Source organism: Flavobacterium cryophilum (assembly GCF_048286555.1).
In the GTDB taxonomy this organism is placed as follows: domain Bacteria; phylum Bacteroidota; class Bacteroidia; order Flavobacteriales; family Flavobacteriaceae; genus Flavobacterium.
Window position 1 is genome coordinate 805,648 of sequence record NZ_JBLVPZ010000001.1, and the last position, 17,907, is coordinate 823,554.

The following is a 17,907-nucleotide window of genomic DNA, read 5'->3' on the forward strand; positions in this document are numbered from 1 at the left end:
CAAAGAATAATTCAACTCAAATTGTAAAAGATGAAAAAAAGTACGGTTAAAATTGCCATGTATCTCAATTACTTTGTATTTGCAATTCTGCTGAACAGCGTAGGAATTGTGATATTAAAGGCGCAAAAAAATTATGGTGTAGATGAATTGCAAGCAAGTGTCTTAGAGGCTTTCAAGGATTTACCCATTGCCATTGTTTCGTTTTTGATCGCTTCGTTTTTACCTAGAATTGGGTATAAGAGAGCCATGCTCGTTGGTTTGGCTTTGGTTTCGGTAGCGTGTGTAAGTATGTATTTTGGAAATTCTTTCGGAACCGCAAAATTGCTTTTTGCTACCGTTGGCGTTTCTTTTGCGCTGATAAAAGTATCCGTTTATTCGCTTATTGGAACCATAACGGAGAATCAGCAGCAACATAATAGTTTGATGAGTAGTATTGAAGGCGTGTTTATGATAGGGATTGCATTGGCGTATTTCTTGTTTCCCGCTTTTAATTCAGAAGTGAATCCAGATGCTTGGTTGAATGTATATTGGTTATTGGCAGGAATTTCAGCAGTGTCTTTTGGTTTTTTATTTTTCACCAAATTCGAAAATCAAACGGACATTCCGGGTGTTGATCTAGCCGATGACTTCAAACAAATGTTCAAATTATTCGCAAAATTTTTAACCATTGTTTTTGTAATCAGTGCATTCTTATTTGTAATGATTGAGCAGGGAATTATGTCTTGGCTTCCTACTTTCAATAGTAAAGTGTTACACCTTCCGGAGAATATTAGTATCATGATGGCAAGTATTTTAGCTATTTCATTAGCTGTAGGACGACTCGTGGCGGGGGAAATTACTAAACGAGTCAATTGGTTTTGGGTACTTAGTTTTTGTATAGTAGCAGCGATGCTAATTGTTATTTTTGTACTGCCTAAAACGATTGGATTGACCGTCAAGGAAATCAATTCGCTTGGAGATATCCCTTTGATAGGATTTGCCTTTCCGTTAGTGGGGCTTTTTATTGCACCAATTTATCCGCTTTTAAATTCCGTAGTTTTAAGCGCTCTACCTAAAAAACTGCATAGCTCAATGACGGGTTTAATTGTGGTTTTTTCTGCACTTGGCGGCACTTTGGGTTCCAGAGTAATTGGCTATTTGTTTAAAAATGAGGGACCGGAAAATGCGTTTTATTACACATTGATTCCCATGTCATTATTACTTATTTCTTTCGTTATTCTAAAAAATTTAACTGCTAAAAAATGAAATTCTTACTTAATATAGACAAAGTTTTCCAGGAACTATTGCTTCAGGAAGATACTGATCAGGACAAAAAGATCACTAAAGACGATACAGGACCTAAAAAATTTGTGTTAGTTGACGAGGCTACTAAGCAAGAACAAATTATTGTAGGGACCTATTACTTATCAAATTTATTACAGGAACTAGCCCAACTTAAGGAAACAAATCAAGTAGTGGGTGAAGTTGATCTTGACCGAATTCAAGAAAATCCAGTAGACCGAATTTCAAGAAAAATCAGAGACGATTATTGGAATGAACTGACCAGGACTATTGACAAAAAAGGGTTGAGCGAAATTCTTCGGGATGAAAAAACGACCAATGAGGTTCCTACACTTTATGTTTCGGCAAAAGACAAACAGGGTGTTTCTTATTTTTTGGAATTGGAAAAAGAACTTAAAAATTTTAAAGTAGGTATTTTGCCGGAAAATTTTTCGATGGAGTATGTGGAGGTTTTAAATACAAAACCGGGAATTTTGGCTTTAGCTTTAGAACAAAAAACATACAGTCTGCAAGGGATTCCTTTTGTGGTTCCTGGCGGAAGATTTAATGAAATGTATGGTTGGGATAGTTATTTTATTGGTGTTGGTTTAATAATTGACAATCAACTGGAGAAAGCGATGGCCATTGCGGACAATTTTAAATATCAGATATTACATTACGGTAAGATTCTAAATGCGAATAGAAGTTATTACTTAACAAGAACGCAGCCACCATTGTATTCTTCATTATTAATCGCAATTGTAAAAAAGAAAACGCCAAGTTTAGAATGGTTGAGAAGTCATTTAGAAACAGTAATCTTGGAATACAATACCGTTTGGATGGTTCAGGGAAAACGATTGACACCAACAGGTTTAAATCGATATAAAGCGGACGGGGTAGGAATGCCATTTGAAGTAGAACCTGGTCATTTTGATGATATTTTAGAGCCGTATGCTAAAAAATACAATTTGCCAATTCGAGAGTTCGAAAAACAATATTTAAACCGAACTCTTGTTGATGCTGATCTTGATATGTATTTTGTTCATGACCGTAGCTTGAGAGAAAGTGGCCATGACACAACCGATAGGCTTATAAATACGTGTGCCAATTTAAACTCGGTAGATATAAATAGTTTTCTTTATAAATACGAAAAAGATGTCGCTTACCTAATAGCAACCTATTTCGGGAACACTTTCCAAGTTGGTGATGTAGCTCATACTTCGGAAGAATGGGAGCAAAAAGCGCTTTTCCGCAAAGATAAAATGAATGAATTGTGCTGGAACGAAAAAGCAAGCATGTATTTTGATTATGATTATGTGAATCAAGAGCAATTTCCATTTGAAGCGGCGACAACATTTTTTCCTTTGTGGGCTGGGTTGTGTAATGAAAATCAGGCTAAAAAATTAGTTGAAGTAGCCTTGCCACAATTTGTAAAAACAGGAGGAATTACGGGAAGTACTAAGGCAAGTATTGCTACTGCTCCAAAAAAGGCTTCGCAACGACAATGGGATTATCCTTTTGGTTGGGCACCGCATCAAATATTATTATGGGAAGGGTTAATTAACTATAATTATTTGGATAAAGCACAAGAAATGGTGTACCGGTGGTTGTGGCTAATTACTAAAAACGCAGTGGATTTTAATGGAACGATTCCGGAAAAATATGATTTGGAAATCAGTTCGCACAAGGTTTTTGCTGAATATGGTAATGTAGGAACTGAATTTGATTACATCGCAAAGGAAGGTTTTGGCTGGGTGAATGCATCCTATCAATATGGACTGCAAATTTTGAACGAAGAATTAAAAGCGAAATTAGGAGAATTGACTTCTCCTGATGATTTATTTTAAAACTGAAAAATATTTTTTGTTATTTGAACGCATATTTTTTTTAACTTTATGATTCACTAAATGAATCTATTATGACTGTTAATCAAATTTTAAGCACAAAAGGAAAGGACGTTTATTCCATTCTTTCCACTAACACTGTATACGAAGCATTGACAGTGATGAGCGAAAAAAACATCGGAGCAATTTTAATTATAGAAGATACTGTTCTCAAAGGAGTTTTGTCTGAAAGAGATTATGCTCGAAAAATTGTTTTGAAAGCAAAGTCTTCTAAGAAAGCCTTTGTTCATGAAATCATGGAAACAGATGTGGTTACAGTGAGTCCAGCGGATAATTTAGAGTACTGCATGGAATTAATGAGTACCAAAAGAGTTCGTCACCTGCCTGTTTTGGAAAATGAAATTGTAATTGGAATTGTTTCTATAAGTGACGTGGTAAAAGCCATTATCGACATGCAAAAAGATACTATTCAACATTTAAACTCTTATATTACACAATAAAAAAAACCAAAAAAAAGTATAATTCTATAAAGCTGCCATCAGTGCAGCTTATTTTTTTTGGAATCACAACAGGCTTTTTTTAGACAAAAGAATGGGAGAAAAGTCCTCTTTTTCTAAATCAAGACCCCTATCTTTGTAAGCTAGAATAAAATCTAAAAACAATGGACAAAAATAGCAAAAGAAGAGAAGCATTATTATACCACGCAAAGCCAACTCCTGGTAAAATTCAAGTAGTTCCCACTAAGAAATATGCAACACAAAGAGATTTATCTTTGGCCTATTCTCCTGGTGTAGCTGAGCCGTGTTTAGAAATAGCCAAAGACGTAAACAACGTTTATAAATATACTGCAAAAGGAAATTTAGTTGCGGTGATCACTAATGGAACGGCAGTTTTAGGACTGGGAGACATTGGTCCGGAAGCATCAAAACCAGTAATGGAAGGGAAAGGACTGTTGTTTAAGATTTTCGCTGATATTGATGTATTTGACATCGAAATTGGAACAAAAGATATTGAAGAATTCATTCAAACTGTTAAGAATATAGCACCAACTTTTGGAGGTATTAATCTGGAAGATATTAAAGCGCCAGAGTCTTTCGAAATTGAAAGACGATTGGTTGAAGAGTTGAATATTCCTGTAATGCACGACGATCAGCATGGTACTGCCATCATATCATCTGCGGCACTGTTGAATGCATTAGAATTAGCAGGTAAAAAATCAGAAGATGTAAAAATGGTTGTTTCTGGAGCCGGTTCTGCTGCCTTAGCTTGTACTAATATGTACGTTTTATTAGGTGTGAAAATTGAGAATATATTGATGTTTAACAGTAAAGGAGTTTTGACAAAAGACAATCCTTCTTTATCTCTTTTACAACAAAAATATGCCCAAGATATAAAACCGATAAGTCTTGAAGAAGCATTAGTGGGCGCAGATCTTTTTTTAGGATTGTCATCAGGCAATATCATGACTCCAAAAATGTTGCTGGGAATGGCCGAAAATCCTATCGTTTTTGCGATGGCAAATCCAGATCCGGAAATAGATTATAACCTTGCGATTGCAACTCGTAAAGATATTATAATGGCAACAGGACGTTCTGATTTTCCTAATCAAGTAAATAATGTTCTTGGATTTCCTTATATTTTTAGAGGCGCATTAGATGTTCGTGCTACCAAAATAAATGAGGCTATGAAAATGGCAGCAGTGAGAGCCCTAGCTGCATTAGCAAAAGAATCGGTTCCAGAACAAGTGAATATAGCTTACGGTGCTACTAAATTGGTTTTTGGAAAAGGATATATTATCCCTTCTACATTCGATCCTAGATTGATAACTGTTGTTGCGCCAGCCGTTGCAAAAGCAGCTATGGATTCTGGTGTAGCGTTAAATCATATTACAGATTGGAAAAAATACGAAGAAGAATTATTAGACCGCTTAGGGAATGATAATAAAATGGTTCGTTTGGTTACCAATAGAGCTAAGATGGATCCTAAAAAAATTGTTTTTGCTGAAGCAGATCATTTAGATGTTCTTAAAGCAGCGCAAATTGTATGGGAAGAAGGTATCGGTTTCCCGATTTTATTAGGGAACAAAGAAATTATTTTAGAATTAAAAGCAGAAATAGGTTTTGATGCCGATGTTGAAATTATAGATCCTAAAATTAACGAAGAAGAAGCACGAAGAAATAAATTTGCAAATACGTATTGGTCTACGCGACAAAGACGCGGTATTTCCTTTTTGGACGCACAAAAATTAATGCGCGAAAGAAACTACTTTGCCGCAATGATGGTCAATGAAGGAGAAGCTGATGCCTTAGTTACCGGACATTCCAGAAGTTACCCGTCTGTTGTCAAGCCAATGCTACAGCTTATTGAAAAAGCACATGGAGCCTCCATTGTGGCTACCACAAATATGATGATGACGGCTCGCGGGCCAATGTTTTTATCGGATACCGCAATAAACATTAACCCATCTGCAGATGATTTAGCTAAAATTGCCATTATGACGGCGAAAACCGCCAGAATGTTTGGGGTTGAGCCAGTAATAGCAATGGTATCATTTTCTAATTTTGGATCCTCGACGAATGAAAGTGCGGGTAAGGTTAGAGAAGCAGTAGCTTATTTGCATAAAAATCATCCTGACATGATTATTGACGGTGAACTTCAAGCAGATTTTGCACTGAATCCTGAAATGTTAAAAGAAAAATTTCCTTTTTCTAAGTTGGCTGGTAAAAAAGTAAATACATTGATTTTTCCTAATTTGGAATCAGCAAATATTACCTATAAATTATTGAAAGAACTGAATAAGGTAGACTCAATTGGACCTATAATGTTAGGAATGGGAAAACCAGTTCATATATTTCAATTAGGTGCAAGTGTTGAGGAGATGGTCAACATGGCGGCAATTGCGGTGATTGATGCGCAGGAGAAAGGAAAGAAAAAATCAAATTTAATCTAGTTTAAAAATCTATATAGTATAAACGAAGTTAAATTGATGAATATGATTCAATTATGTGCTAATTTTATTATATTTGATAATATATTTTAAGAATAAATGATCGCACATTTACAAGGAAAATTAGTAGAGAAATCGCCCACGCAAATAATTATTGATTGTGGAGGAGTTGGTTACCATGTAAACATTTCTTTACATACTTATTCTTTACTCCCAAATACGGATTTTATAAAAGTATATACGTATCTTCAAATCAAAGAAGATGCGCATACACTTTTTGGTTTTGTGGAAAAGTCAGAACGAGAGATTTTCAAAATGTTATTATCAGTCTCTGGAATCGGAGCGAGTATAGCAAGAACAATGCTTTCATCATTAGACCCAAAACAAATTACCAATGCAATAGCGTCTGGGGATGTTGTAACCATTCAATCTATAAAAGGGATAGGAAGTAAAACAGCGCAAAGAGTAATACTGGATTTGAAAGATAAAATATTAAAATTGTATGATTTAGATGAAGTTTCTATGTCGCAAAGCAATACAAATCGCGATGAGGCGTTATCAGCTTTGGAAGTTTTGGGATTTTTACGAAAATCTTCAGAAAGAATCGTAGAAAAGATTGTCAAAGATGACCCAGAGGCTACTGTGGAGTCCATCATCAAGAAAGCTTTAAAAAATCTATAGAGTATTCAAGTAACACGAGTTGTATGCATAAAATTTACATTTTTTTGCTTGTATCATTCTGTGGTTTTGCATCGCAAGCCCAAGTAAATCCTGCAGCTCAGGATACCGTTAAAACTGGATTTTCTACAGGAAAAGTCCAGCTGAAAAACCCAAAGAGTATTCTTTCCGCTTACACTTATGATCCTATTACAGATCGGTATATATACACCAATTCTGTTGATGGATTCTCTATCAATTATCCTATTATATTGACCCCTAAAGAATATGAAAAATTAGTTTTGAAAGAATCGATGCGCGATTATTTCAAAAAAAAGGTGGATGCTATAGACGGAAAAAAACAAGGCAGTGAAGCCGCTAAAAAAGATTTATTACCCCGATATTATGTTAAATCAGGGCTTTTTGAATCTATTTTTGGAAGTAATACCATTGATGTAAAACCAACAGGATCTATAGAAATGGATTTAGGAATGCGTTATACAAAACAAGATAACCCTTCTTTTTCACCCAGAAATAGGTCGAATCTTTCCTTTGATTTCGATCAAAGAATAAGTATGAGTTTAATGGGTAAAGTAGGAACACGACTTAATGTAAACGCTAATTACGATACGCAATCAACATTTGCTTTTCAAAACCTGATTAAGTTGGAATATGCACCTTCAGAAGACGATATAATCCAAAAAATCGAAGTAGGTAATGTAAGTATGCCTTTGAATAGTTCTTTAATTCGAGGAGCGCAAAGTTTATTTGGTGTGAAAACACAATTACAATTTGGGAAAACAACTATTACAGGAGTTTTTTCGGAGCAGAAATCACAAACTAAAAGTTTAATCGCTCAAGGCGGAGGGACAATTCAAAATTTTGACATGTTTGCATTGGATTACGATAATGACAGACACTTTTTTTTATCTCAATATTTTAGAAACAGATACGATAAATCATTAGCAAATTATCCTTTAATAGACAGTAGAGTTCAAATTTCCCGACTGGAAATTTGGGTAACCAATAAACAAAATAGGGTCGTAGTAACGAATAATAACCTCCGAAATATTATTGCACTTCAGGATTTAGGAGAAGCTCAATTTAGTGGTGTAGCGGATAATGAAGTCGTTGTCTTGAATCCGATTCCTTCCAGTCCTCCCTTTTTTATTGCTGGACCGAATACTCCGACAGATAATAAAAACAATGCATATAATCCGGAATTAATAAAAGTTGGAGGTGGTTTGTTGAACCCAAATATTCGTGAAATCGTAACATCAAACTCCGGTTTTAATGTCACGGTAAGCGAAGGACAGGATTATTCTAAATTAGAAAATGCTCGAAAGCTAAATCCAAATGAATACACTTATAATCCCCAGTTAGGATATATCTCCTTACAGCAAAGATTAGCGAATGATGAGGTTTTGGCGGTTGCCTATCAATATACAATTGGAGATCAAGTGTACCAAGTGGGCGAGTTTGGTAAAGATGGAGTAGATGCGACAGTAGTCACAGGAGACAGTCCTTCCAATCAAGCTATTATTTCTCAAAGTTTGATTTTGAAAATGCTGAAAAGTAATTTGACCAATGTTAAAAACCCGGTTTGGAACCTGATGATGAAAAATATCTATCAGATTCCGGGTGCGTATCAAGTAAAACAAGAGGATTTTAGATTTAACATATTGTACACGGATCCTTCACCTTTAAATTATATTACTGAAGTTCCGGGAAGCCCTTTTCCACCGAATCCATTGCCTCAAAATGAAGTTGCCGAGACGCCTTTATTAAAAGTGTTTAACTTGGATAAATTAAATTATAATAATGATCCTCAAGTTGGAGGAGATGGTTTTTTTGATTTTTTACCCGGCTTAACGATAGATGCTCAATATGGAAAAATTATTTTCACTACCAAAGAGCCATTTGGAGAACTATTATTTTCTAAATTATCAACAGGTTCTGTTGAAAATTATAATAATGCAAGTTCTTATAATGAAAATCAAAAGAAGTACGTGTTTGCCAGTATGTACCGAAACACACAATCAGGAGCTTTACAGGACAGCGATAAAAATAAATTTTTATTAAGAGGGAAATATAAATCATCTGGAGGGGACGGAATACCAATTGGTGCATTCAATGTGCCGCAAGGTTCTGTTGTGGTCACCGCTGCAGGTAGGGTTTTAATTGAAGGGATAGATTACAGTGTAAATTATCAGTTGGGACGAGTTCAGATTTTAGATCCGTCACTTCAAGCGTCTAATACGCCTATCGAAGTGTCATTGGAAAATAATTCCGTTTTTGGTTTACAAACCAGAAGGTTTATGGGAGTAAATGTGGAACATAAAATTTCTGATAATTTCTTGATTGGAGGGACTTTCCTTAAGATGAGTGAAAGACCATTTACTCAAAAATCCAGTTTTGGTCAGGAATCAGTAAACAATACGATCTATGGATTCAATGCGAATTATTCAACGGAAGTTCCTTTCTTGACCCGATTGGTTAATAAATTACCAAATGTAGATACTGATGTGCCTTCTAATCTTTCTGTAAGAGGTGAAATCGCTTTTTTGAAACCAGATACTCCAAAAGCAGATCAATTTCAGGGGGAGTCTACCATTTATGTCGATGATTTTGAGGGGTCTCAATCCACCATTGATATGCGATCACCGTATGCTTGGAGTCTGGCATCCACACCAGAAAGAAATGCCGCGAGCACTTATGATTTCAATGCGAGTGCGAATGATTTAAGTTATGGGTTTAAAAGAGCCAAATTAACCTGGTATTCAATTGACCCGATTTTTTATGCGCAAAAGCCAGCAGGAATTTCAAATGAAGATTTGTCATTTAACAGTACCAGAAGAATTTATAATGAGGAATTGTATCCGTTGACTGATATTGCGCAAGGACAATCCCAAGTGATAAATACGTTGGATTTAAGTTATTATCCTTCTGATAGAGGTCCCTACAATAACAGTTCAAATTCGGCTGTAAATCCAAGAGATAATTTTGGTGGAATTATGCGATCTTTAAATTCAACTAATTTCGAACAGGGAAATGTTGAATACATACAGTTTTGGGTTTTAGATCCTTATGTCGGAAACGGTCAGATGCCACAATCCAATACTGGTAAAATTTATTTCAATTTGGGTGAGATATCTGAAGATGTTTTGAAAGACGGAAGAAAACAATATGAAAACGGACTTGGACCCGATCAAATAGTAGTTAATCCACAACCATTATGGGGAGATGTTCCGGCCTCTCAATCTTTAATTTATGCTTTTGACACTAATGTTGCAAACAGAACAAATCAAGATATTGGTCTAGATGGCTTGACAAATACCAATGAAGGAGCTGTGTATACTAGTTTCGCTTCTGAGTTAGATCCGGCGGCAGATGATTATACGTTTTATTTAAATGCTTCAGGAGGAATTCTGGACCGATATAAAATGTACAATGGTACTGATGGAAATTCGGCAGTTGATATTAATGACCCTAATAGAGGATCGACAACCGTTCCCGATGTAGAAGATATCAACAGGGATAATACCATGAACACGATTAATGCGTATTACGAATATAGCATTGATGTACAACCCGGAATGAATGTTGGACAAAACTACATTACTGATATAAGAAATACCCAAGTGACTTTGCCAGATGGCTCAACCACAGAAGCGAGATGGATGCAATTTAAAATTCCGGTTTCTCAACCTGAAAATACGATAGGAAACATTTCTGATTTTAGATCTATTCGCTTTATGAGAATGTTTATGACCGATTTTAGTGATGCAGTAACCGTTCGTTTTGGTGCATTGGATCTAGTAAGAGGAGAATGGAGGCGATACACCAATACGCTTGATTTTAATGACACTAATGTTGCTGATGACGATACCAATCTCGATGTTTTAGCGGTTAATGTTCAGGAAAATAATGAAAAATGTCCCATAAATTATATCACTCCTCCAGGCGTACAAAGGGAACAATTGTACAACAACAATACTGTTATCAATCAAAATGAGCAGTCGTTGGCGTTGCGAGTATCTGGAAACGGATTAGAGCCAGAAGACTCCAGAGCAGTTTTTAAAAATGTAAGTATTGATATGCGTCAATTCAAGAAACTAAAAATGTTCTTACACGCAGAATCATTGCCAAATGAAGTTGTGCTTCAAGACAATCAAATGGTTGGATTCATCCGTTTTGGAAATGACTTTACTCAAAATTTCTATCAAATTGAAATCCCTTTAAAAGTGACGAGTCCATCTTCTGCTTCAAATTCAGATTGTTCTCCTGTGAGCGCTGAAGAGGTTTGGCCGGAAGAAAATGAGATTGATTTATCATTGGCTTTATTGACAAAATTGAAAATTATAGCAATGCGTATTAATCCGAGTACATTACCACTGGATGGTATTTATTATGCAGATAGTGATCCGACAAATCCTGACGGTGACGGAAATGATAGGTTGAGGTTAGGAATTAAAGGAAATCCTAATTTTGGATTAGTGCGAACTCTTATGGTTGGTCTAAAAAACAATGAATCCCGAAATGATATCAAAGGAGAAGTTTGGTTCAATGAACTTCGCTTAGCTGACATGGATAATCAAGGCGGAATGGCAGCTGTATTGAATGTAGACACAAATTTAGCTGATTTTGCTACAGTTTCTGCATCAGGTAAAAAGAGTACTATTGGTTTTGGAACTTTGGAACAGGGTCCCAATGAAAGAAATAGAGAGGATACAGAGCAATATAGTATTGTGACCAATGTAAATCTTGGTAAATTATTGCCTCCAAAATGGCAAATTAATGTACCGTTCAATTATGCTATTGGAGAAGAAACCATAACTCCGGAATATGATCCTTTTAATCAGGACATACGTCTAAAACAATTGCTTGATAATACGGCTGATCAAAACGAAAAAGACAATATCGAAAAAAGAGCTATTGATTATACAAAACGTAAAAGCATAAACTTTATTGGGGTTAGAAAAGACAGAGGTCCAGAACAAAAACAGCATGTTTATGATATAGAGAACTTTACTTTTTCCCAGTCGTTTAATGAAGTGGAAAGACATGATTTTGAAATTGAAGATTATGTTGATCAACAGGTAAACACATCGGTAGATTATGGATACACTTTTAAACCAAAATCAATAGAGCCTTTTAAGAAGACCAAATTCATGAAAAAAAGTACTTATTGGAAATTGTTAAGTGATTTCAATTTTAATTATTTGCCTTCTAATATATCGTTCAATAGCAATATTATCAGACAATACAACCGTCAGCAATTTAGACAGGTAGATGTCGAAGGAATTGGGTTGGATCCCCTGTACCGTAGAAATTTTGCTTTCAATTATCAATATGGATTTAATTACAATTTGACTAAATCTTTGAAATTAAACTATACGGCATCTTCCAGCAATATCGTAAAAAATTATTTGAATGAAAATAATGAACCTATTGATACTTTTACGATATGGGATAGTTATTGGGATATTGGAGACCCAAATCAACACATGCAGCAATTGGTTGTGAATTATGAAATTCCAATTAATAAAATTCCATTATTTAGTTTTATCAAAGCCAATTACTCATACACGGGAGACTATAGCTGGCAACGTACTTCTAATGCGTTATCTCAAATAGAAATTGACGGGATCAATTATAATTTAGGGAATACCATTCAAAATGCGAGTTCAAGCAATTTGAATGCGACTTTCAATATGGATATGTTGTATAAATATTTAGGACTTACGAAAAACATCAATAAAACAGTTCCAAAACCTAAAACAACACCTCCAAAACCAGGGGAAAAAATAGTAAATACAAATGCTACTCAAATACCCAAAAACAATGAATTTGTAGATGGTTTTATAGGTATTTTGACCAGTGTTAAAAATATTCAGATTAATTACACCTATAACAGCGGTACGGTTTTACCGGGATATACCCCCGGTGTAGGGTTTCTGGGATCATCAAGACCGTCGTTAGGATTTATTTTTGGAAGTCAAGATGACGTACGTTATGAAGCGGCAAAAAATGGTTGGTTAACTAATTATCCTGATTTTAACCAAAATTTTTCGCAAGTGACCAATAAATTATTTAGAGCTACGGCAAATGTTGATTTATTGCCTGATTTAAAGATTGATCTGACATTAGATCGCGCGTTTTCTGATAATTTTTCAGAACAGTATGATGTTACAGATGGTATTTACAATCCTAGATCGCCATATAATACCGGTATTTTTTCAATTTCTACGGTGTTGATAAGAACTTCGTTTTCCGCGAGTGACGAAAATTCATCAGTTGCATTTGATGATTTTAGAATGAACAGGCTTACAGTAGCCAATAGATTAGCGTCGCAACGCGGAATTGACATTAATAATGCGGGTAATTTGGATCAAGATGGATTTCCAATAGGGTTTGGCAAAAATAATCAAGCAGTATTGTTGCCGGCATTTTTAGCAGCGTACTCAGGTGGAAATGCTTCTGATGTTTCGCTTGGTATTTTTAGAAATTTCCCAATTCCGAACTGGTCGATAAAGTACAGCGGTTTGATGCGTTATGGACTCTTTAAAAAGAATTTTAAACGGTTCTCTTTGCAGCATAATTACAGAGCTTCTTATACGATTAATGCGTTTAGATCAAATTTTGAATACGACAAAGATCCAAATGGAGTGGATGCGAGTGGTAACTTTTTCAATCAGACCATAATGTCAAATATTAACTTGGTAGAACAATTCAATCCTTTACTAAGAATGGATTTTGAATTGAAAAGCTCATTGAAAGTATTAGCCGAAATCAAAAAGGACAGAGCGTTATCAATGAGTTTTGATAATAATTTGTTGACAGAAGTTAAAGGGATTGAATATGTTGTAGGACTGGGTTATCGTATTAAAGACGTAGTTTTCTCTTCCAGGATGGCTGATAATCCAACAGGAATAATTAAAAGTGATATCAATTTGAAAGCTGACGTCGCCTATAGAAACAATCAAACGATTGTAAGATATTTGGATTACGACAACAATCAATTAGCAGGGGGACAAAATATCTGGTCTTTGACGGTCAAAGCAGATTATGCTTTCAGTAAAAACCTAACAGCTATTTTCTATTATGATCATTCTTTTTCGAAAGCGGTAATATCTACTTCTTTTCCGTTGACAAATGTTCGTTCCGGAGTTACACTTCGGTATAATTTTGGGAATTAATTTTTCCCAAAGAGAACAATTTTTGAATAGAAGATTATTACATTTGTGGCATAAAATTTAAATTATCAATAAATAATTATCAATTACAATTTATATGAACATACCAGTAAATTTAAAGTACACTAAGGATCACGAATGGATTAGTATTGATGGCGATACTGCAACTGTAGGAATCACTGATTTTGCACAAAAAGAATTAGGAGACATCGTTTATGTTGAAGTTGAAACTTTGGACCAAACTTTAGACAAAGAAGAGGTTTTTGGGACAGTTGAGGCTGTTAAAACTGTTTCTGATTTGTTCCAGCCTTTAACAGGTGAAATTATTGCTTTCAACGATGCTCTCGAAGCTTCTCCTGAGAGTGTTAATTCTGATCCTTATGGAGCGGGATGGATGATCAAAATAAAAATTGCAAATATGGCTGAAATAGATGAATTATTATCTAGTGACGCTTACAAAGAACTTATTGGTGCCTAAACAACTCTATTTTTTGGCCGCTTTATTATGGGCTGGAGTTATTGGCTTTTTTTGTTTGGTTCAACTCAATAACGTTCCGCTAGGAGAGGTTTCAAATTTGGATAAAGTAGTGCATGTCTTTTTTCATTTTGTTTTAACGTTGCTTTGTTTTTTGTTTTTTAAAAAAAACACCAATGCGGTCAACAGTTTAAAACCCATGATAATTTCGTTTCTGTTTTCTGTTTTTTTTGGAATAAGTATAGAAATTGCACAAGAATTATTGACCACTACCAGGCATGCAGATGTATTTGATGTTTTAGCAAATTTAGTCGGTGCAATTTTAAGCATCGTTTTTATCATTTTATTTGATTTAAAAACAAAATTCAGATAAACTTCCATATGTAATATAGAGTCCCACTTTGGTGGGACTTTTTCATTTTATAACATTCAGAATGACAAATGTTTATTTCGCTTAGCTGGTCTTTTCTTTAAAAGAATGTAAAAACTTAAGTTCTAGCTTTAAAAAAATAAAATAGTGAAATTTTATAGTAAGGTGGTGTTCATAAAAATGTATTTTTGTGCGTGGTACTCTATTCTAATTAAGAAATCAAAAGCGCATGAATATTAAGCAATATTTAGATTCTACCTACTTAAAAACGGCAGAACAAGCGGGACTCAGTGAAAAAGAAAATACTTTGGTAGTCAAAGGATTTATTCAAGAAGCCATCGAGGAACATTTTAAGCTAATTATGATTCGCCCTAATATGGTTTCATTGGCAAAAAAAATGATAGTTGAGGCAAATTCAATAGTGACAATAGGAACTGTAATTGATTTTCCGGAAGGCAAATCTTCATTAGAAAATAAACTTAATGAAGCTCTTCAAGCGATACAGGATGGCGCTGATGATTTAGATTTTGTATGTAATTATGAAGCTTTTAAAAGAGGAGAAGCAGACTTGGTAAAAGAAGAAATTCTGAAATGTTCCCAATTGGGTTTAGCTAATAATAAGGTAGTAAAGTGGATTATAGAAGTGGCAGCTTTAAGCGATAAGGAGATTATTCAGTTGTCTAGTTTGATAAAAAATATAGTTGTTTCTAATTTTAAACAGGAGCATTTCACATCGGTTTTTGTGAAGTCCTCGACAGGATTTTATAAAACAGAAAATAATTTGCCAAACGGCGCCACTATTCCGTCAATAATGATGATGCTTGAAAATGCTTCGCCTCTTCAGGTTAAAGCTGCAGGAGGTATAAAAACGTATGATGAAGCAGTTAAAATGATTCAATTAGGAGTAAAACGAATAGGTACATCAGGAGCGAAATTTATAGCTAACGGACAAAATTCAAATAATGAATATTAAATTCACAAAAAATACAAATATGAAAAAAGGCTTGCTGGCTTTCTTTTTATTTTCGTGTTCCTTTTTTGCATATTCTCAAGATTTAAATACTGCCACAGGGCAATCGGGTAATTCAGCGGAGCGGTTTCCTGTTTTTCCTGATTGTGTAAATTTACAGTCGAAAGTGTTAGAAAATTGTTTCTACAATCAAGTTCAGGATTTTGTTTTTCAAAATTTTCAAGTTCCGGATAATTTAAAACAAAATAATTTTAAGGGAAATGTAAAAGTTCTTTTTGAAGTGGACAGCAATGGTGTTTTTAAAGTGATTTATGTTGATGCTGTTGATGAGGTGTTGATAAAAGAAACGAAAAGGGTTTTTGGTGAATTTCCAAAAATTCAACCGTCAACGTATAATGGAAAGCCAACCTATTCTAAGTTTACCATTACGATTGCTGTACCGTTAAAAAGTAGGGCAGAACTCGAAGCTGAAGCTTTGGCGAAAGCTGAGATTGTCTTTAATAATAAACCGAAGCTTACTGAATTAGATAGTATTGTATATAAAAAATTTACTAATCCGGAGTTTGAAAGTCATTTAAATGTTCCTTTTTCGCATAGTTATTACGCGCAGTTTGATGGTTCTTTAAATCAAGTGGGGAGTAATAATCATACCGCATCAAAACCATATACGTACGCTGAGGTTTCCAAATATTATGATCTGAAAGCGGTTAATGAAAAGATAAAAAAGAAAGCTTCAGGGTGGTGGGCAAGAAAATTATGGAATGAAAGTACTGTTGAAATCCAAGGTGAAGGGTATTGGTTTACACTAAATCCAATACTTGATTTGCAGGTTGGTACAGCTTCTAAAAGTGAGGCGTCTTACACTTATGTAAACACACGCGGAATCAATTTCAGAGGTGGTTTGGGTAAGCAGCTTAATTTTTCTACCACGGTTTTCGAGAGTCAAGGGCGTTTTGCAGGCTACTTCAATCGTTACGCTGAATCTATCAAACCTGCCGGCGGAAATCCTGCTATCATTCCGGGGATAGGAATTGCAAAAGACTTTAAAACGGATGCTTATGATTTTCCTCTGGCGGAAGCCAATTTGACGTTTACGCCAAGTAACTATATTGATATGCAATTGGGTTACGGCAGAAATTTTATTGGTGATGGGTACCGTTCTTTATTAGAAAGTGATGGTGCGAGTCCGTATCCGTATTTTAAATTGAATACTAATTTTTGGAAAATTAAATATACCAATACCTATATGTGGCTCAAAGATGTTCGTCCTGAGGTAACATTAGAAAGAACGTATGCAACAAAATTTATGGCAAATCATTATTTGAGTTGGAATGTTTCTAATAAATTAAATCTTGGTTTCTTTGAATCGGTAATTTGGACCAATTCGAATGACAGAGGATTTGATGTGAATTTTGTGAATCCCATTATATTTTATCGTTCGGTTGAATTTGCTTCTTCGGCACGAAGTGGGAACGCTGTTTTGGGATTGACTTTTAAGTATAAATGGAACAATCAAATCAATTTGTACGGACAGTTTATACTGGATGAGTTTTCTCTTGGAGACATCAAAAAAAGAGACAATAGTTGGAAAAATAAGTACGGTTATCAATTAGGTATTAAGTATTACAATGCGTTCAAAGTAGATAATTTACTATTGCAATTAGAGTATAATCATGTGCGTCCTTATGTGTATTCCCATAGCATGCCAATTACAAATTACGCCCATAACAATCAAAGTATAGGGCATCAATGGGGTGGAAATTTTAAGGAATTTATTGCTATCGCCCGTTATCACAAAGGAAGACTTTTTGCTGATGCAAAAGTTACAGTGGGAAGTCGAGGACTGGATTTTGATACTACGGAAGACAGTTTTAATTACGGAGGGAATATCTATAAAGATTACGATGAAAAAAGGCCTTTTGATAGTGGTGTAAAAGTAGGTCAGGGAAATAAAACGGCTGTTTTTATTGCTGATTTTCAAGGGGGATATTTAGTGAATCCTTCGACTAATCTAAAGCTTTTTGGAAGTTATATTTATAGAAGTTTCGATCCTGCAAAAAATACGGCAACCACTTTCACCGAAAGTACTAATTGGTTTACTTTGGGGATTAGAGCTGATATTTTTAATTGGTATTTTGATTATTAATTTTTTGTGAATTGTTTTTTGTCAAATCCCTTTTGATAGACT

Annotated in this window: 10 protein-coding genes; all 10 read left to right on the top strand. The window is 34.8% G+C overall.

Annotated features, from left to right (window positions below):
• Window positions 1-30 precede the first annotated feature (30 nt).
• The 10 genes from ACNQGJ_RS03590 (at window position 31) to ACNQGJ_RS03635 (ending at window position 17,865) form a co-directional block, all read left to right on the top strand.
• Window positions 31-1,245, top strand: coding sequence for an MFS transporter (locus ACNQGJ_RS03590; protein ID WP_417969995.1), 1,215 nt, complete (start codon window positions 31-33; stop codon window positions 1,243-1,245).
• On the top strand, window positions 1,242-3,107 hold the full coding sequence (locus ACNQGJ_RS03595) for a trehalase family glycosidase (RefSeq protein WP_417969993.1): 1,866 nt from the start codon (window positions 1,242-1,244) through the stop codon (window positions 3,105-3,107). Before ACNQGJ_RS03590 ends, ACNQGJ_RS03595 begins: the two co-directional genes overlap by 4 nt.
• Before the next feature lie 71 nt (window positions 3,108-3,178).
• Window positions 3,179-3,604, top strand: a complete 426-nt coding sequence (locus tag ACNQGJ_RS03600) for a CBS domain-containing protein (RefSeq protein ID WP_417969991.1) — start codon at window positions 3,179-3,181, stop codon at window positions 3,602-3,604.
• Window positions 3,605-3,765: 161 nt separating this feature from the next.
• On the top strand, window positions 3,766-6,054 hold the full coding sequence (locus tag ACNQGJ_RS03605; RefSeq protein WP_417969989.1) for an NADP-dependent malic enzyme: 2,289 nt from the start codon (window positions 3,766-3,768) through the stop codon (window positions 6,052-6,054).
• Between the two features lie 96 nt (window positions 6,055-6,150).
• Window positions 6,151-6,732 (top strand): Holliday junction branch migration protein RuvA, encoded by a 582-nt coding sequence (ruvA, locus tag ACNQGJ_RS03610; RefSeq protein ID WP_417969987.1) that lies wholly within the window; start codon window positions 6,151-6,153, stop codon window positions 6,730-6,732.
• 23 nt (window positions 6,733-6,755) lie between these two features.
• Entirely contained in the window at window positions 6,756-13,907 is a 7,152-nt protein-coding gene (sov, locus tag ACNQGJ_RS03615) for a T9SS outer membrane translocon Sov/SprA (protein ID WP_417969985.1), read from the top strand.
• 94 nt (window positions 13,908-14,001) lie between these two features.
• Window positions 14,002-14,382: a glycine cleavage system protein GcvH gene (gene gcvH, locus ACNQGJ_RS03620; protein WP_417969983.1), complete on the top strand. Its 381-nt coding sequence runs from the start codon at window positions 14,002-14,004 to the stop codon at window positions 14,380-14,382.
• The gene (locus ACNQGJ_RS03625) at window positions 14,336-14,752 is read left to right on the top strand and encodes a VanZ family protein (protein ID WP_417969981.1); all 417 of its coding nucleotides are present in this window, start codon (window positions 14,336-14,338) and stop codon (window positions 14,750-14,752) included. The genes gcvH and ACNQGJ_RS03625 overlap by 47 nt, the downstream gene beginning before the upstream one ends.
• 226 nt (window positions 14,753-14,978) lie before the next feature.
• Entirely contained in the window at window positions 14,979-15,722 is a 744-nt protein-coding gene (gene deoC / locus ACNQGJ_RS03630) for a deoxyribose-phosphate aldolase (protein WP_417969979.1), read from the top strand.
• Window positions 15,723-15,741: 19 nt separating this feature from the next.
• Entirely contained in the window at window positions 15,742-17,865 is a 2,124-nt protein-coding gene (locus ACNQGJ_RS03635) for a capsule assembly Wzi family protein (protein WP_417969977.1), read from the top strand.
• Window positions 17,866-17,907: the final 42 nt, after the last annotated feature.

Coding starts and splice junctions, on each gene's coding strand:
- ACNQGJ_RS03605 (WP_417969989.1), top strand. CDS start 3,766: ATGGACAAAAATAGCAAAAGAAGAGAAGCATTATTATACCACGCAAAG.
- sov (WP_417969985.1), top strand. CDS start 6,756: ATGCATAAAATTTACATTTTTTTGCTTGTATCATTCTGTGGTTTTGCA.
- ACNQGJ_RS03590 (WP_417969995.1), top strand. CDS start 31: ATGAAAAAAAGTACGGTTAAAATTGCCATGTATCTCAATTACTTTGTA.
- ruvA (WP_417969987.1), top strand. CDS start 6,151: ATGATCGCACATTTACAAGGAAAATTAGTAGAGAAATCGCCCACGCAA.
- gcvH (WP_417969983.1), top strand. CDS start 14,002: ATGAACATACCAGTAAATTTAAAGTACACTAAGGATCACGAATGGATT.
- ACNQGJ_RS03625 (WP_417969981.1), top strand. CDS start 14,336: ATGAATTATTATCTAGTGACGCTTACAAAGAACTTATTGGTGCCTAAA.
- ACNQGJ_RS03600 (WP_417969991.1), top strand. CDS start 3,179: ATGACTGTTAATCAAATTTTAAGCACAAAAGGAAAGGACGTTTATTCC.
- ACNQGJ_RS03595 (WP_417969993.1), top strand. CDS start 1,242: ATGAAATTCTTACTTAATATAGACAAAGTTTTCCAGGAACTATTGCTT.
- deoC (WP_417969979.1), top strand. CDS start 14,979: ATGAATATTAAGCAATATTTAGATTCTACCTACTTAAAAACGGCAGAA.
- ACNQGJ_RS03635 (WP_417969977.1), top strand. CDS start 15,742: ATGAAAAAAGGCTTGCTGGCTTTCTTTTTATTTTCGTGTTCCTTTTTT.